The organism is Sphingomonas sp. FW306-05-A (genome assembly GCF_058782275.1).
The window spans coordinates 979,224-994,150 of record NZ_JBYSXN010000002.1; the positions used below are offsets into that span (position 1 = coordinate 979,224).

Sequence of the window (14,927 nt, forward strand, 5' to 3'; positions counted from 1 at the left end):
CCCCCGAGGGGGAGGGGCTTGCTGATGCGCAAGCGGCTCACGCAACCACCCCGGCATAGCCTTCGCGCTCCAGCTCGGTCGCCAGCTCCGGCCCGCCCGAGCGGATGATGCGCCCGGCCGACAAAACATGGACGAAATCGGGCGCAACATAGCTCAAAAGACGCTCGTAATGGGTAATGAGGATCACCGCTTTGTCTGGTTTCCGCATGATTCTGTTGATGCCGTCGCCAACGATCCGCAGTGCATCGATGTCGAGCCCGCTGTCAGTCTCGTCGAGAATCGCGAGCTTGGGATCAACGATTCCCATCTGGACCATCTCGTTGCGCTTCTTCTCGCCGCCGGAAAAACCGACGTTTACAGGGCGCTTGAGCATTTCGGCATCCATCGACAACGCCGCCGCCTGCTCGCGGGCGAGCTTGAGGAACTCGGCACCAGACAACGGCTTTTCGTCACGACCACGGCGCTGGGCGTTCAAGGCTTCGCGCAGGAACTGGACGTTGGAAACACCGGGAATTTCAACCGGATACTGGAAGCCGAGGAACAGCCCCGCCGCAGCACGCTGGTGCGGTTCCATCTCAAGCAGATCCTGCCCGGCGAATTCCACCGAACCCGATGTCACTTCATAGCCAGGCCGTCCGCCGAGGACATAGCCGAGCGTCGACTTGCCCGCGCCGTTCGGGCCCATGATCGCATGGACTTCGCCAGCGTTCACTTCGAGGCTGAGCCCCTTGAGGATTTCCTTGCCGTCGATTTCGGCGTGGAGGTCGGTGATTTTAAGCATCTGTCTTCCGCAAATTCGTTTGAACTATAGTCCGTCCTTCACCCTGAACTTGTTTCAGGGTCCACCGCGCCACACGTCCGGTCCGTGCCAGTTGCACGGTGGATGCTGAAACGAGTTCAGCATGACGGCAGTTTGGGCCGGCGTTTACCCCACAGAACCCTCAAGGCTGATCCCGAGCAACTTCTGCGCTTCCACCGCGAATTCCATCGGCAGCTGCTGCAGCACTTCCTTGGCGAACCCGTTGACGATCAATGCCACCGCACTCTCCGAACCGAGCCCGCGCTGCATCGCGTAAAACATCTGGTCGTCCGAGATCTTCGAGGTGGTCGCCTCATGCTCGATCTGCGCCGACGGGTTGCGCACCTCGATATACGGCACAGTATGCGCGCCGCACTGGTCGCCCAGCAGCAGCGAGTCACATTGGGTGAAGTTGCGCACGCCCTCCGCACCCGGCGCGACGCGCACCAGCCCGCGATAGGTGTTGTCCGAACGCCCCGCCGAAATCCCCTTCGACACGATCGTCGAGCGCGATCCCTTGCCGTTGTGGATCATCTTGGTGCCGGTATCCGCCTGCTGGCGATTGTTGGTGACCGCCACCGAATAGAATTCGCCGACCGAATTCTCGCCATTGAGCACGCACGACGGATATTTCCACGTGATCGCGCTGCCGGTCTCGACCTGCGTCCACGACACCTTCGAGTTTTTGCCCTGGCACAGCGCGCGCTTGGTGACGAAATTGTAGATCCCGCCCTTGCCGTTCTCGTCGCCCGGATACCAATTCTGGACGGTCGAGTATTTGATCTCGGCATCGTCCAGAGCGACCAGCTCGACCACCGCGGCGTGGAGCTGGTTCTCGTCGCGCATCGGGGCGGTGCAGCCCTCGAGATAGGAGACGTACGACCCCTTGTCGGCGACGATCAGCGTGCGCTCGAACTGGCCGGTATTCTCGGCGTTGATACGGAAATAGGTCGACAGCTCCATCGGGCAGCGGACGCCCTCGGGGATGTAGACGAAGGTCCCGTCGCTGAACACCGCGGCGTTGAGCGTGGCGAAGTAATTGTCGGTCATCGGCACGACACGCCCGAGCCACTTGCGGACGAGCTCGGGATATTCCTTGATCGCCTCGGAGATGCTGCGGAAGATGACGCCCGCGGCCTCGAGCTCCTTGCGGAAGGTCGTCGCGACCGAGACCGAGTCGAACACGGCATCCACCGCGACACGCCGCTTGGGCTGGCCGTCTTCACCGAGCTCCTCGACGCCCGCGAGCATCTTCTGCTCGGCGATTGGGATGCCGAGCTTTTCATAAACCCGCAGGATCTCGGGATCGACTTCGTCGAGCGAACCGAGCTTTGGTTTCGGCTTGGGCTCGGCGTAGTAGAACGCGTCCTGGTAATCGATCGGTTCGAGATTGAGCTTCGCCCAGTCGGGCGATTCCAGCGTCTGCCACAGGCGGAATGCCTTGAGCCGCCAGTCGAGCATCCACTGCGGTTCGCCCTTCTTGGCGGAGATGAACCGGACGGTATCTTCGCTCAGCCCCTTGGGCGCGAAGTCCTGTTCGATGTCGGAGTGGAAGCCCCACTCATAGGTCTTGTTGACGGCCTCATAGGCCTGCGCATTCTTGGTAGCCATCGTCAAATCCTCGCCGCGCAGCGGCTTGCAGAAACTCTAAAACTTTTCGCGGCTTTGCGTCTTTGCGTGAGAAAGTCTGACTCACGCAAAGGCGCAAAGCCGCAAAGGAAGAAGGGGGTTGAAGGCGCTTTGCGCTGAGCGGTCATGCCGGCGCCCTCGACAGGCTGGCCAGCGAAACACCGTCGAGCGCACCGCGGACCGCGCCGTTGACGACGTTCCAGTGCGGCTTGACCCGGCAATCGCCTTCCAGCGCGCAATCGTGACGGCCCTCGTCGACACAGGTCGTCATCGCGATCGGCCCTTCCACCGCCTCGATGATCTCGGCCAGCGAGATAGCCGCGGCGGGGCGCGCGAGGCGAAAACCACCACCGGTGCCGCGCGTACTCTCGATCAGCCCGCCCGCGGATAGGCGGCTGACGAGCTTCTGTACGGTCGGCAATGGTAGTCCCGTCTCCTCGGCGAGTTGCGTCGCGTTCAGCCGACCCGACGAACCGCAATGTCGCGCGGCGGCGGACATCATCACGACGGCATAGTCGGCAAGGCTGGAAAGACGCATAAGCTCCAATCGGACTGATCTGGTAGGATTGCAAATGGGGGTGCGGGGTGAGTCGGTCAACCCCTGTGGGTGACAACGCCGCCGCTCATTTTTCGGTCACCCTGAACGCGGTTCAGGGTCCACTGTGCAGCAGGCACGGACCGGACTTGCGGCGCAGTGGACCCTGAAACAAGTTTAGGGTGACGGAGAAGGGCGCTTTGACGCAGGCCAGCACCAGTGTCATCAGGCGCCATGCTCTTCCCCCTCCTCCGCCCCGCGCTGTTCGCGCTCGATGCCGAACAGGCACACGGCCTGACGATCAAGTTGCTGGCGCGCTTCCCAGGCTCCGCGCCAAAAAGCGCTCCGATCCTGCGGACCACCGTCGCCGGGCTCGATTTCGCCAACCCGCTCGGACTCGCCGCCGGGGTCGACAAGAATGGCGAGGCGATCGACGGCTTTTTCGGGCTGGGCTTCGGCAGCGTCGAGATCGGCACGCTGACCCCGCTCCCGCAAGTCGGCAACCCGCGCCCGCGGCTGTTCCGGCTGGTCGAGGACGAAGCCGTCATCAACCGCATGGGCTTCAACAACGGCGGGATCCACGCGGCCCTCCCCCGCGCGAAAGCGGCGAAGCGGCGCGGGGTGCTCGGCATCAACGTCGGGGCGAACAAGGATGCGCCCGACCGGATCGCGGATTACGCCCACGGCGTCGCGGCGGCGGCACCGATCGCGGATTATGTTACGGTCAACATCTCGTCCCCCAACACGCCTGGCCTACGCGATCTCCAGCATGGCCGCGAACTGACCGACCTGCTCGCCGCCGCAGACGATGCGCGCCGGATCGGCAAGACACCGCGCCTGTTCCTCAAGGTCGCGCCCGATCTCGACGCGTCCGCGATCGACGCGATCGCGCGTGCGGCGAACGACCATCATGTCGATGCGCTGATCGTCAGCAACACGACGATCTCGCGCCCCGACCTGCGCTCGGCAAATGCGGTCGAGACGGGCGGCCTGTCGGGTGCGCCGCTCGCGCCGCTCGCACGCCAGCGATTGCGCGATTTCCGCAAGGCCACCGGGGGCACGATGCCGCTGATCTCGGCGGGCGGGATCGACAGCGCGGACGAAGCCTATGCCCGCATCCGTGCAGGTGCGAGCCTGGTCCAACTGTACAGCGCGCTGGTCTATCGCGGGCCGGGCCTGGCACGAAGGATCACGCATGGCCTGGCAACGACGCTCGAGCGCGACGGCTTCACAAATGTGGCGACTGCGGTTGGCGTCGACGGCTGATCGACGCCGCTGCCATCCGCTTGAATTCTGGCTCGAACCCACCGATGCGCTGGCGTGACCCCAGCCCGATGGATAGGGCGCGTTGATCCGCTTCGAAGGAATGGTCCGATGTCTGCACCCGAACTCATCCACATCGCCACGCCGCATCTGTCCGCCGCGATCAATCCGATCGGCGCGGAACTGACGCATCTCCACGATGCGGATGGCCGCGAATTGATGACCAACGCCGATCCAGCCTTCTGGGCGGGCCATGCGCCGTTGCTGTTCCCGGTCGTCGGGCGGCTGAACGGCGACGTGCTGCATGTCGACGGCACCGCTTATCCGATGAAGCAACATGGCTTCGCTCGCCGCAGCCTTTTCACGCTGATCGAGCACGATGCGAGCCGCGCGGTGTTCCTGCTGGAAGACACTGCGGAAACCCGCGCCGCCTATCCCTTCGCCTTTGCTTTGCGCGTGACCTACACGATCACCGACGCGACGCTGGCGATTTCGGTGGAGATCGAGAACCGCAACGACACCAGCCTCCCCGCGAGCTTCGGCTTCCACCCCGCCTTCGCCTGGCCGCTGCCTTACGGCTTGCCGCGCAGCGAGCACCGGATCGTCTTCGCTCAAGATGAACCCGACGCCCTGCGCGAACTCGCGGACAACGCGATCATCGAAAAACGCCGTCCATCCCCGCTAGACGGCCGTACGCTCGCGCTCGATGACGCGCTGTTCGACCGCGATGCGCTGATCTGGGATTCGGTCCGCTCGCGCAGCGTGCGCTATGGCGCGCCGACCGGGCCGCAGCTTCGCGTCGATTTCCCCGACATGCCGATGCTCGGGATCTGGACCAAGCCGGGTGCCGCGTTCATCTGTATCGAGCCGTGGCACGGCATCGCCGACCCGGCGGGCTTCGCGGGCGATATCCGCGAGAAACCGGGCATCGTCGAGATCGCGCCGGGTGCGACGCTGGCGTGCGCGATGCAGGTGACGTTGGAGGGCTGAGGCGCTACAGCGCAGCGATGAATCACACGTCCGACCGCCGCACCTTCGCGATCATCTCCCATCCTGACGCCGGCAAGACCACGCTGACCGAAAAGCTGCTGCTGTTCGGCGGCGCGATCCATCTCGCCGGCGAGGTCAAGGCGCGCGGGCAGAACCGGCGTGCGCGCTCGGACTGGATGAAGATCGAGCAGCAGCGCGGCATCTCGGTGACGTCGTCGGTGATGACGTTCGAGCGAAACGGGCTGACCTTCAACCTGCTCGATACGCCGGGCCACGAGGACTTTTCCGAGGACACCTATCGCACGCTGACCGCGGTCGACTCCGCGGTGATGGTGATCGACGCCGCGCGCGGGATCGAGGCGCAGACGCGCAAGCTGTTCGAAGTCTGCCGGTTGCGTTCGGTGCCGATCATCACCTTCGTCAACAAGGTCGACCGTGAGGGGCGCCCCCCGTTCGAGCTGCTCGACGAGATTGCCGAAATGCTCCAGCTCGACGTCACGCCGATGAGCTGGCCGGTCGGGATGGGGAGCGATTTCGAGGGGGTGTACGATCTCCACAATAACAGCCTGAGCCAGCCCGAGGGGCCGAGCCGCGAGTTCCTCGGCAAGGCGCTGAACTTCACCGGGCTTGACGACCCCGCGCTCGCCACAACGCTGAGCCCGGCGGGGCTGCAGTTGCTTCAGGACGAGTCCGAGCTCGCACTCGGCGGTTATGGCGCGTTCGATGTCGAGGCGTATCGCGGCGGCGACCAGACCCCGGTCTATTTCGGATCGGCGTTGAAGGAGTTCGGCGTCGCCGAGCTGATCGACGCTCTCGGCCGCCATGCGCCGGGTCCGCGCCCGCAGCCCGCCGAGCCCGAGCAGGTGCTGCCCGAACGTGCCGACGTCACCGGCTTCGTGTTCAAGGTCCAGGCGAACATGGACCCCAACCACCGCGATCGCATCGCGTTCATGCGGCTATGTTCGGGCACCTTCAAGCGCGGCATGAAGCTGACGCCTACCGGCCACGGCAAGCCGATCGCGATCCACTCGCCGATCCTGTTCTTCGCGCGTGAACGCGAGCTGGCGGACGAGGCGTTTCCGGGTGACATCATCGGCATCCCCAACCACGGCACGCTGCGGGTGGGGGATACTTTGTCCGAGCGCGCGGACGTGCGCTTTACCGGGCTGCCCAATTTCGCGCCCGAAATCCTGCGCCGCGTCGCATTGAAGGACCCGACCAAGACCAAGCAGTTGCGGAAAGCACTCGACGACATGGCCGAAGAGGGCGTGACGCAGGTGTTCTATCCCGAGATCGGGTCGAACTGGATCATCGGCGTGGTCGGGCAGCTTCAGCTCGAAGTGCTGCTATCGCGGCTCGAGGCGGAGTATAAGGTCGATGCGGGGCTCGAAATGGCGCCGTATGACACCGCGCGCTGGGTCTCGGCGGCGGATCCGGCGGACCTCAAGGCGTTCATGGACTTGAACCGCACGTCGATGGCGAAGGATCGCGACAACAACCCGGTCTATATGGCGAAGACCGCGTGGGACGTCGGCTATGTCGCGGATCGCTACCCCAAGGTGACGTTCGCGGCGACGCGCGAACGCTGAAGCGGGTACCTTCTTCCCGAACGGGAGGGGGTGTTCCAGCCTGCGTCCCGCCGCCCCCGTTCGGGCTGAGCGAAGTCGAAGCCCCATGCGCAACGCAAGGGCCTTCGACTTCGCTCAGCCCGAACGGATGGGGTTGGTACTTAGATGCCCCCCTTATGCCGCCGCGTCCTGCTCCAACGCCTCGGCCAGCGCCTCGCGCACCGCGAGGATCGTGCCATAGCTTGCGGCTGGCAACGGCGCGCTGGCGACGGGGCGCTTGCGCTCTGCCATCAACGCCTGCTGCACCCCGCGAATGGTATAACCATCCTCGTTGAGCATCTTTGCGATGCGCTGCACCAGCGCCACGTCGGCCGGTCGGTAATAACGCCGGTTACCGGCGCGTTGCAGCGGCCTTAGTTGCGGGAAACGCGTTTCCCAATAGCGCAGGATGTGCTGCGGCAATCCCGTATCGCGCGACAGTTCCCCGATCGTGCGATAGGCGCCTTCCGCCTTGACGGGCGGTGTCGGTAGTGTTGCCATGGTGCTGCTCAGTCGGCTTCGACGATGCGGTCACGCATCATCTGGCTTGCCCGGAACGTGAGCACACGGCGCGGCGCGATCGGAACCTCGATCCCGGTCTTGGGGTTGCGCCCGACGCGCTCTCCCTTGTCGCGGAGAACGAAGGTGCCGAACCCCGAAATCTTCACATTGTCGCCCTTCGCGAGCGAGCCGCACATGTGCGACAAAATCTGTTCGACCAGTCGCGACGAGTCCGCGCGGGACAGTCCGACCTGATGATGTAGTGCTTCGGCAAGATCTGCCCGTGTCAACGTTCCTGCAGGTGCCATTCCGGTATCCCTCCCCAAGCGGCAAGACGTTGGTCTAACACACAGAAGGCGATAACGGAAAGTGCTAGTTACAGAAGCGTAACAATGGTTGCCCTAAAAGCGGACAACTGCGGCGCCCCAAGTGAAACCACCACCCATTGCTTCGAGCACGATGAGGTCGCCGCGCTTGATCCGGCCGTCCTTTACTGCGGTGTCGAGCGCGAGTGGAACCGATGCCGCGGAAGTATTGGCGTGTTGATCGACGGTCACGACGACCTTGTCCGGGGACAGGCCCAACTTGCGCGCGGTCGCATCGAGGATGCGGGCATTGGCCTGATGCGGGACGACCCAATCGACGTCTTCCGCCGACAGCCCGCTGGCCGCCAGCGTTTCGGTCATCACACCCGCCAAATTGACGACGGCGTGGCGGAACACCTCGCGGCCCTTCATGCGAACCTTGCCCACCGTGCCCGTGGTGGAGGGGCCGCCATCGACATACAGCAGCTCGTTGTGGCGACCGTCGGCGTGCAGGCGAGTCGACAGGATCCCCCGCCCCTCCGCGCCGGTGTCGTTATTTTCCTGGCCTTCCAGAACGATGGCACCGGCACCGTCGCCGAACAGGACGCAGGTAGTGCGGTCCTCCCAATCGAGGATGCGGCTGAACGTCTCCGACCCGATCACCAGCGCACGGCGCGCGGACCCGGCGCGGATCATGCTGTCGGCGACCTGCAAGGCATAGAGGAAGCCCGAGCATACCGCAGCCACATCGAACGCGACGCAGTCGTTGATCCCGAGGCTCGCCTGGACCTTGGTCGCGCTCGACGGGAAGGTCTGGTCGGGCGTCGCGGTCGCAAGCACGATCAGGTCGATGTCCTGCGCCGACAGGCCCGCCGAACCAAGCGCAGCGCGGCACGCGTCAGCCGCAAGCGTCGCGGTCGTCTCGTCGGGGGCTGCGATGTGGCGAAAGCGGATACCGGTGCGTTCGACGATCCATTCGTCCGTCGTATCGACGGTCTCGGCCAGTTCGGCATTCGATACGCGTCGCGCTGGGAGTGCCGACCCAGTGCCGACGATTACCGAACGAATCATGCTGCCTTCGCCTCGAATTCACGCAGATCCTCGGCGATTCGCCGAGTCAGGTCATCCCGCACCATCTTCGCAGCGGCAGCGATCGCGGTCGCCACGCCGATCGCATTGGCACTGCCGTGGCTTTTCACCACCAGCCCGTTGAGGCCGAGAAAGACCGCGCCGTTATGATTGTTGGGGTCGAGATGATGCCGCAACAGATCGGTCGCGGGCTTTGAAATGAGGAAGCCGATCTTCGAGCGCGTCGAGGATCGAAATGCGCGCTTGAGCAGATCCGCGACGAATCGTGCGGTGCCCTCGGCGGTCTTGAGCGCGATGTTGCCCGAGAAGCCGTCGCAGACGATCACGTCGACATCGCCGCGCGACAATTTGTCGCCTTCGATGAAGCCGGTAAACTGCAGCGGCAGATGCGACGCGTGACGCAACGCCGCGGCTGCGTCGCGAATCACATCGGTGCCCTTCTGGTCTTCGCTGCCGATGTTGAGCAGCGCGACTCGCGGGCGCGCAAGCTCGAGCGTGGTGCGCGCGTAGGCAGCGCCCATCACCGCGAACTGGATCAGGTTGCGCGCATCGCACTCGGTATTGGCACCGAGGTCGAGCACGACCGTATCGTTGTCCCCGAGCGTCGGCATCAAGCCGGCGAGCGCGGGACGATCGATTCCGGGGATCATCCGCAGCGACAGCTTCGCCATCGCCATCATCGCGCCGGTATTCCCGGCGGAGACGCACGCGGCAGCGCGACCCTGCTTCACCATATCGATCGCGATGCCCATCGACGTCTTCTTCGATCGGCGAATCGCCTGGGTAGGCTTTTCGCTCGATCCGACGACTTCGGGGGCATGAACGATCTCGGCGTGCGGGATCAGGTCCGGATGCCGCTTGAGTTCGGCAGCGATTGCATCCTCGTCGCCGACGAGGATGAACTGCATGTCCGTGAATCGTTGCCGCGCACGGGCGACTCCGGCCAGCACTACTGCCAGCCCTTCATCGCCACCCATCGCGTCGACCGCGATACGGGAGCTGTTCGTCACGCTGGCCGCTCCCTGTACACGCCCGATGGCACGATCCGCTGCCGATCCCTTGAGGATCAGCCTTCGACCGAGACGATCTCGCGGCCGTTATAGTGGCCGCACGACGTGCAGAGGTTGTGCGGACGCTTCAGTTCGCCACAGTTCGGGCATTCCTGGAACGACGCAACGGTCAGCGAGTCGTGCGCACGACGCATGCCGCGCTTGGAAGGCGTGGTTTTTCTTTTTGGGACGGCCATTTCGGCGAAACCTTATACTTGTCTAAACCGGTGCGATAAGCCCGAACCAGTTACGACGCAATCGACACAAGGTCGACCGCGCAAGCGGCACCGGCAGCCAGACATCTCGCGAAGATGGCGGGCTATAGCGATTCTGCGCGGCGTTGCAAGCATTGCGCGCCCGTGCGACGGGGTCGATCAACGAATAAAGGGACGATTTTCGATGATAACCGGTTCTGACATGGCAATCTCGCTCGCAACCGCGGGTGCGGCGGCGATCATCAATCTGTGGCTGGCAATTCGGATCGGCGCCGTTCGAACCAAGGCCAAGATTCTGGTCGGCGACGGCGGCAATGAAATGCTGATTCGCCGGATGCGCGCGCATGCCAATTTCGTCGAATATGCCCCCTTCATCCTGATCCTGATCGCGCTGATAGAATTCACGAGCGGAAGCTCGTGGTGGCTGTGGGGCGCGAGCGCCGCGTTTGTCGTCGCGCGCATCCTGCACGCCCTGGGGATGGACGGCTTCAAGATCGGGCGAATGGTCGGCACGATCCTGACCTTCGTGCTACTGCTCGGGCTTGGCGGTTACGCCATTGTGGTGCCGTTGCTCGGGCATTCCACGGCGGGCGTCGTCGCGCCGAGCGTTGCGCCAGCGGGCTGATGAGGTTCTGCCCGATCCAATTACCGCACTGTTCCGACTGAGCGAAGTCGAAGCCCCGTCTCACCGTCGACGATGATCGGTGAGACGGGCTGGCCTCAGCGCCGCTTACGCAGCCAGCGCCGAGTCGCTGACGAACATGTTGGTCGCGCGCTCGTGCGCGAAGGTGCTTGCCGGACCGTGGCCGGGGAGGAAGGTCGTGTCGTCGCCCAGCGGCCATAATTTGGTGACGATCGAATCGATCAGTTGCGGGTGGTTACCCCGCGGAAAATCGGTCCGGCCAACCGACCCGGCGAACAGCACGTCGCCGACGATCGCCAGTTTGGACGGCGCATGGTGGAAGATGACGTGGCCCGGGGTGTGCCCCGGGGTTTCATAGACGTCGAGCACGAGATCGCCGACGGTCACGGTGTCGCCCTCGACCAGCCAGCGGTCGGGTTCGAAATTGACCCCCGGAATGCCATATTGCGCGCCGCTCTCGGACAGGGTGGAGGTGAGGAAGCGGTCCTCCTCGTGCGGCCCCTCGATCTGCACGCCATAGTCGTCGGCAAGCGGCTTCGCCTCGCCGCAATGGTCGATATGGCCGTGCGTGAGGATGATCTTCTCGATCGTCACGCCGTGCTGCGCCGCCGCCGCGCGCAATTTGGGAAGGTCGCCACCGGGATCGACGAACGCACCGCGCATCGTCACGGTACACCATAGCAAGGTGCAATTCTGTTGCAGCGGCGTCACCGGGATAATTGCGGCGCGAAGGGGCGGTATGCTCATACGCCTTGGATAGAATGCCACGGCGGGTCGGGCAAGGATCGGGTTTCGCGGTGCAAATGGACACTGCGGGGTTGCCCCGGGGGCCTCAAGCGGGGCATCTGACCGCCAGTGATGCTCAGCAACCAGACCAAGCCGTTCGTCCTGCTGGACGATGCCCGCGCGGACGGAGCGTCCGCACGCTTGTATCTCGATCCGGTCCGCATCCTGACCGCGCATACGATCGGCGAGATCGATGCGGTGCTGGCAGCGGTGCGCGCCGGGCGCGATGCCGGGCACGATGTGGTCGGCTATCTTGCGTACGACGCCGCCGCCGCGTTCGAGCCTGCACTTGGGCACGCCGCTCCAGACATCGACGAACACGCACAGCCGGATGCAGCTCCTTCGCTACCGCTGGCTTGGTTCGGCCTGTTTGCGGGCTATCGCACAATCGCGCCGGGCGATGTTCCCGCCCTGCTGCCCAGTCCCGCAGGTGCGTGGAACGCCGCGCCCGAACCCGATATCGCGCTCTCGACCTACGACACGCAATTCGCCGCCGTGCAGGCGGAGATCGTCGCGGGCGGACTGTATCAGGCAAACCTGACCTATCGCGCGCAGATGAAGGTGCACGGCGATCCGCTGTCGCTTTATGCCCGACTGCGCACACAGGCGGGCGCAGGATTTGGCGCGTTGATCGATACCGGCGACGCGACGATCCTGTCGCTGTCCCCCGAACTGTTCTTCGCGCTGGACGGCGATCGGCTGACCTGTCGCCCGATGAAGGGTACGGCCCGCCGAGACCCCGATCCGGTGGCGGATGCGGCCGCGGTTGCCACACTTGCGCAGGACCCAAAGCAGCGCGCCGAGAATCTGATGATCGTCGACCTGATGCGGAACGACCTTGCACGCGTCGCCCGCGCCGGATCGGTCGCGGTGCCGGGCCTGTTCGCGGTCGAAAGCTATCCGACGGTGCATCAGATGGTATCCACCGTCACCGCCGACCTCGCCCCCGGACTGGACGCGATCGACGTGCTCACCGCACTGTTTCCGTGCGGGTCGATCACAGGCGCACCCAAGATCGCCGCGATGCAGGCGATCGCACGGATCGAAACCAGCCACCGCGCGCTCTATACCGGCACGATCGCGCGGTTCGATGCGAACGGCGACGCGATGGCGAATGTCGCGATCCGGACGCTGGTCTGGCCGAAGGACACCGAGACGGCGTGGCTCGGCGCAGGCGGCGGGATCGTCGCAGATTCGGACCCGGCGGCGGAATGGGACGAAGCGAAGGCCAAGCTTGCGTTCCTGACGCATGACGTGCGTCGCTTCGATCTGATCGAGACGATGGCGTTCGACCCCCACCACGGCCTCCTGCTGCTCGAGACACACATTGCGCGATTGTCCGCCAGCGCACAGGCGTTCGACTTCGTGTTCGACCGCCACACCGTCCGCAACGAACTCCAGGCCGCGACCTTCCGCTTGCGAACCGCGGCGCGCGTGCGGCTGTTGCTCGCGCCGAGCGGGGCGGTCGCGGTCGAAATCGGGGAAATGCCCGCGCCTTCTACCGAACCGGTAGAGGTGGGGATCGTGCCGCTGCCGGTCACCGCTGCCGACATCCGGCTGCGCCACAAGACGAGCGACCGGACCTTTTACAATAAAGCGCGACAGGGATCGGGGTGTTTCGAAGTCGTGTTCGAACGCCCTGACGGCCGGTTGACCGAAGGCAGCTTCACGTCGCTGTTCGTACCGCGCGGCGATATGCTGATAACACCCCCGATAACCGACGGATTGTTGCCCGGCGTGTTGCGCGCAGACCTGCTGGCAAGCGGGCGCGCAGTCGAAGGACATCTCACCGAAGCGGACCTTGCGCACGAATTTTTCATCGGCAATGCGCTTCGCGGATTGATTCGTGCGCGACGGGCGGTTGCGGCGTCGCCCGTCGCACGATAAGCGCTCGCGCGTCCATTCGTCATCCGACCAAGGCTCTTCACTATGAACCCCTCCGCCGCGCTCAACCGTATCAAGCCGTCGCCGACGCTTGCCATCACGTCGCGGGTCCAGGAGCTGAAGCGCGCGGGCGTCGACGTGATCGGGCTGGGCGCGGGCGAACCCGATTTCGATACGCCCGATTTCGTCAAGGAAGCCGCGATCAAGGCGATCCGCGACGGCCAGACCAAATATACCAACGTCGACGGCACGCCCGAACTGAAGGCGGCGATCGCCGCCAAGTTCACGCGCGACAACGGCCTGACCTATGCGGCGGACCAGATCAGCGTGAACGTCGGCGGCAAGCACACGCTGTTCAACGCAATGGTCGCGACGGTCGAGGCGGGCGATGAAGTGATCGTGCCCGCGCCGTATTGGGTCAGCTACCCCGACGTCGTGCTGTTCGCTGGCGGCACGCCGGTGTTCGTCGCCGCCGGCCCCGAGCAGGGCTACAAGCTGCTCCCAGAGCAGCTCGAGGCAGCGATCACGCCAAAGACCAAGTGGGTGATCCTCAATTCGCCGTCCAACCCGACCGGTGCCGCCTATACTGCCGCCGAGCTGAAGGCATTGGGCGACGTGCTCGAGCGGCATCCGCACGTGTGGATCTTCTCGGACGATATGTACGAGCACATCCTGTACGACGGCTTCGAATTCGCGACGATCGCGCAGGTCTGCCCGTCGCTCTACGAGCGCACGCTGACCGTCAACGGCTGCTCCAAGGCCTATGCGATGACCGGCTGGCGGATCGGCTTTGCGGGCGGCGCGTCGTGGCTGATCAAGGCGATGGCCAAGCTCCAGTCGCAATCGACCAGCAACCCCTGCTCGATCGCGCAGGCGGCGTCGGTCGCGGCGCTCAACGGTGACCAGTCGTTCCTCAAGGATCGCGCGGCGGCGTTCCAGGTGCGGCGCGACCTGGTGGTCGGGATGCTCAACGCGGCGGAGGGCATCACCTGCCCCAAGCCCGACGGCGCATTCTACGTCTATCCGGAGTTTTCCGCGCTGATCGGCAAGTCGACCCCGTCGGGCAAGCTGATCGACTCGGACGAGGCGATGGTCGCCTATCTGCTCGACGACGCGAAGGTCGCGGCGGTCCAGGGCGCTGCGTTCGGCCTATCGCCGGCGATGCGCATCTCCTATGCGACGTCGGATGCTTTGCTGACGTCGGCGTGCACGCGGATCCAAGAGGCGTGCGCCGCGCTTCGCTGAACCGGAGCCGAAACGATCGTTCAGCTTTTGGCAACGCAGAGTTTGCGAAATGTCTCTTGCCGCAGCGCACAATCAGGACGATTGGCGCTACGGCATTTGGCATTCCTGCCAGGGCAAAGAGGTATCGTGATGCGTCGCATCTTCAAATCGGATTTCGTCTGGCAGTTCGTTGGCGGCTTCGCGCTGGGCGCGATTGCACTGGTGACGCTGCATCCGGTCGAAGGCGCGCATGCGGCTACCCGCCCACAGATCGAGGCGACGCGCTGAGGCGGCACTCTGCCCGCTAACTGCTAACCGCTTCCCCGGCGAAGGCCCGGGCCCAGTCGTGATGGCCGAGGTAACAGCGCGTAGCGGCTTGCCGCGACCCGGTGCCCCCCTGGGCCCCGG

16 protein-coding genes are annotated in these 14,927 nt (G+C 64.6%); 7 read left to right on the plus strand and 9 right to left on the minus strand.

Annotation, left to right across the window (positions count from 1 at the left end; all coding sequences use genetic code 11):
- Positions 1-37: 37 nt before the first annotated feature.
- The 3 genes from sufC to AC3WJR_RS13370 form a co-directional block, all read right to left on the minus strand.
- Entirely contained in the window at positions 38-781 is a 744-nt protein-coding gene (sufC, locus tag AC3WJR_RS13360; RefSeq protein ID WP_492725490.1) for a Fe-S cluster assembly ATPase SufC, read from the minus strand.
- 144 nt (positions 782-925) lie between these two features.
- The gene (gene sufB, locus AC3WJR_RS13365; protein ID WP_492725491.1) at positions 926-2,410 is read right to left on the minus strand and encodes a Fe-S cluster assembly protein SufB; all 1,485 of its coding nucleotides are present in this window, start codon (positions 2,408-2,410) and stop codon (positions 926-928) included.
- A 142-nt stretch (positions 2,411-2,552) separates the two neighbouring features.
- The gene (locus AC3WJR_RS13370; RefSeq protein WP_277970935.1) at positions 2,553-2,966 is read right to left on the minus strand and encodes an SUF system Fe-S cluster assembly regulator; all 414 of its coding nucleotides are present in this window, start codon (positions 2,964-2,966) and stop codon (positions 2,553-2,555) included.
- 231 nt (positions 2,967-3,197) lie between these two features.
- Between AC3WJR_RS13370 and AC3WJR_RS13375 the strand changes: the two genes are divergently transcribed.
- From AC3WJR_RS13375 to AC3WJR_RS13385, 3 genes are all read left to right on the plus strand, one after another.
- Positions 3,198-4,229, plus strand: a complete 1,032-nt coding sequence (locus tag AC3WJR_RS13375) for a quinone-dependent dihydroorotate dehydrogenase (protein WP_492725492.1) — start codon at positions 3,198-3,200, stop codon at positions 4,227-4,229.
- Between the two features lie 108 nt (positions 4,230-4,337).
- A complete protein-coding gene (locus AC3WJR_RS13380) occupies positions 4,338-5,216 on the plus strand; it encodes an aldose 1-epimerase family protein (protein ID WP_492725493.1) in 879 nt (292 codons plus the stop codon).
- 17 nt (positions 5,217-5,233) lie between these two features.
- Positions 5,234-6,805: a peptide chain release factor 3 gene (locus AC3WJR_RS13385; protein ID WP_492725494.1), complete on the plus strand. Its 1,572-nt coding sequence runs from the start codon at positions 5,234-5,236 to the stop codon at positions 6,803-6,805.
- 153 nt (positions 6,806-6,958) lie between these two features.
- Here the strand turns inward: AC3WJR_RS13385 and AC3WJR_RS13390 are convergent, their stop codons facing one another.
- From AC3WJR_RS13390 to rpmF, 5 genes are all read right to left on the minus strand, one after another.
- Entirely contained in the window at positions 6,959-7,324 is a 366-nt protein-coding gene (locus AC3WJR_RS13390; RefSeq protein ID WP_492725495.1) for a MerR family transcriptional regulator, read from the minus strand.
- 8 nt (positions 7,325-7,332) lie between these two features.
- On the minus strand, positions 7,333-7,632 hold the full coding sequence (locus tag AC3WJR_RS13395) for an integration host factor subunit alpha (protein ID WP_131530498.1): 300 nt from the start codon (positions 7,630-7,632) through the stop codon (positions 7,333-7,335).
- Between the two features lie 93 nt (positions 7,633-7,725).
- Entirely contained in the window at positions 7,726-8,700 is a 975-nt protein-coding gene (locus tag AC3WJR_RS13400) for a beta-ketoacyl-ACP synthase III (RefSeq protein WP_354279154.1), read from the minus strand.
- On the minus strand, positions 8,697-9,728 hold the full coding sequence (gene plsX / locus AC3WJR_RS13405; RefSeq protein WP_354279153.1) for a phosphate acyltransferase PlsX: 1,032 nt from the start codon (positions 9,726-9,728) through the stop codon (positions 8,697-8,699). The genes AC3WJR_RS13400 and plsX overlap by 4 nt, the downstream gene beginning before the upstream one ends.
- Positions 9,729-9,784: 56 nt before the next feature.
- Positions 9,785-9,964, minus strand: coding sequence for a 50S ribosomal protein L32 (gene rpmF, locus AC3WJR_RS13410; RefSeq protein ID WP_131530505.1), 180 nt, complete (start codon positions 9,962-9,964; stop codon positions 9,785-9,787).
- Positions 9,965-10,184: 220 nt separating this feature from the next.
- Here rpmF and AC3WJR_RS13415 point away from each other — a divergent pair, with 220 nt between their 5' ends.
- Complete coding sequence (locus tag AC3WJR_RS13415; protein WP_492726143.1) at positions 10,185-10,607, plus strand: MAPEG family protein; 423 nt, start codon at positions 10,185-10,187, stop codon at positions 10,605-10,607.
- A 105-nt stretch (positions 10,608-10,712) separates the two neighbouring features.
- On the opposite strand, the gene AC3WJR_RS13420 is transcribed toward AC3WJR_RS13415, so the two are convergent.
- The gene (locus tag AC3WJR_RS13420; RefSeq protein ID WP_492725496.1) at positions 10,713-11,372 is read right to left on the minus strand and encodes an MBL fold metallo-hydrolase; all 660 of its coding nucleotides are present in this window, start codon (positions 11,370-11,372) and stop codon (positions 10,713-10,715) included.
- 111 nt (positions 11,373-11,483) lie between these two features.
- On the opposite strand from AC3WJR_RS13420, the gene pabB reads away from it, so the two are divergent.
- From pabB to AC3WJR_RS13435, 3 genes are all read left to right on the plus strand, one after another.
- Positions 11,484-13,298 carry an aminodeoxychorismate synthase component I gene (pabB, locus tag AC3WJR_RS13425; protein WP_492726144.1) on the plus strand — a complete coding sequence of 605 codons (1,815 nt, stop codon included), beginning with the start codon at positions 11,484-11,486 and terminating at the stop codon, positions 13,296-13,298.
- 42 nt (positions 13,299-13,340) lie between these two features.
- Positions 13,341-14,540, plus strand: coding sequence for a pyridoxal phosphate-dependent aminotransferase (locus tag AC3WJR_RS13430; RefSeq protein ID WP_492725497.1), 1,200 nt, complete (start codon positions 13,341-13,343; stop codon positions 14,538-14,540).
- Positions 14,541-14,666: 126 nt separating this feature from the next.
- The gene (locus AC3WJR_RS13435) at positions 14,667-14,807 is read left to right on the plus strand and encodes a hypothetical protein (protein ID WP_354279482.1); all 141 of its coding nucleotides are present in this window, start codon (positions 14,667-14,669) and stop codon (positions 14,805-14,807) included.
- The last annotated feature ends 120 nt before the right edge of the window (positions 14,808-14,927 follow it).

Excerpts from the sequence above, each read along its gene's own strand:
- sufC (WP_492725490.1), bottom strand. The coding sequence starts at position 781 with ATGCTTAAAATCACCGACCTCCACGCCGAAATCGACGGCAAGGAAATC.
- sufB (WP_492725491.1), bottom strand. The coding sequence starts at position 2,410 with ATGGCTACCAAGAATGCGCAGGCCTATGAGGCCGTCAACAAGACCTAT.
- AC3WJR_RS13370 (WP_277970935.1), bottom strand. The coding sequence starts at position 2,966 with ATGCGTCTTTCCAGCCTTGCCGACTATGCCGTCGTGATGATGTCCGCC.
- AC3WJR_RS13375 (WP_492725492.1), top strand. The coding sequence starts at position 3,198 with ATGCTCTTCCCCCTCCTCCGCCCCGCGCTGTTCGCGCTCGATGCCGAA.
- AC3WJR_RS13380 (WP_492725493.1), top strand. The coding sequence starts at position 4,338 with ATGTCTGCACCCGAACTCATCCACATCGCCACGCCGCATCTGTCCGCC.
- AC3WJR_RS13385 (WP_492725494.1), top strand. The coding sequence starts at position 5,234 with ATGAATCACACGTCCGACCGCCGCACCTTCGCGATCATCTCCCATCCT.
- AC3WJR_RS13390 (WP_492725495.1), bottom strand. The coding sequence starts at position 7,324 with ATGGCAACACTACCGACACCGCCCGTCAAGGCGGAAGGCGCCTATCGC.
- AC3WJR_RS13395 (WP_131530498.1), bottom strand. The coding sequence starts at position 7,632 with ATGGCACCTGCAGGAACGTTGACACGGGCAGATCTTGCCGAAGCACTA.
- AC3WJR_RS13400 (WP_354279154.1), bottom strand. The coding sequence starts at position 8,700 with ATGATTCGTTCGGTAATCGTCGGCACTGGGTCGGCACTCCCAGCGCGA.
- rpmF (WP_131530505.1), bottom strand. The coding sequence starts at position 9,964 with ATGGCCGTCCCAAAAAGAAAAACCACGCCTTCCAAGCGCGGCATGCGT.
- AC3WJR_RS13415 (WP_492726143.1), top strand. The coding sequence starts at position 10,185 with ATGGCAATCTCGCTCGCAACCGCGGGTGCGGCGGCGATCATCAATCTG.
- AC3WJR_RS13420 (WP_492725496.1), bottom strand. The coding sequence starts at position 11,372 with ATGAGCATACCGCCCCTTCGCGCCGCAATTATCCCGGTGACGCCGCTG.
- pabB (WP_492726144.1), top strand. The coding sequence starts at position 11,484 with ATGCTCAGCAACCAGACCAAGCCGTTCGTCCTGCTGGACGATGCCCGC.
- AC3WJR_RS13430 (WP_492725497.1), top strand. The coding sequence starts at position 13,341 with ATGAACCCCTCCGCCGCGCTCAACCGTATCAAGCCGTCGCCGACGCTT.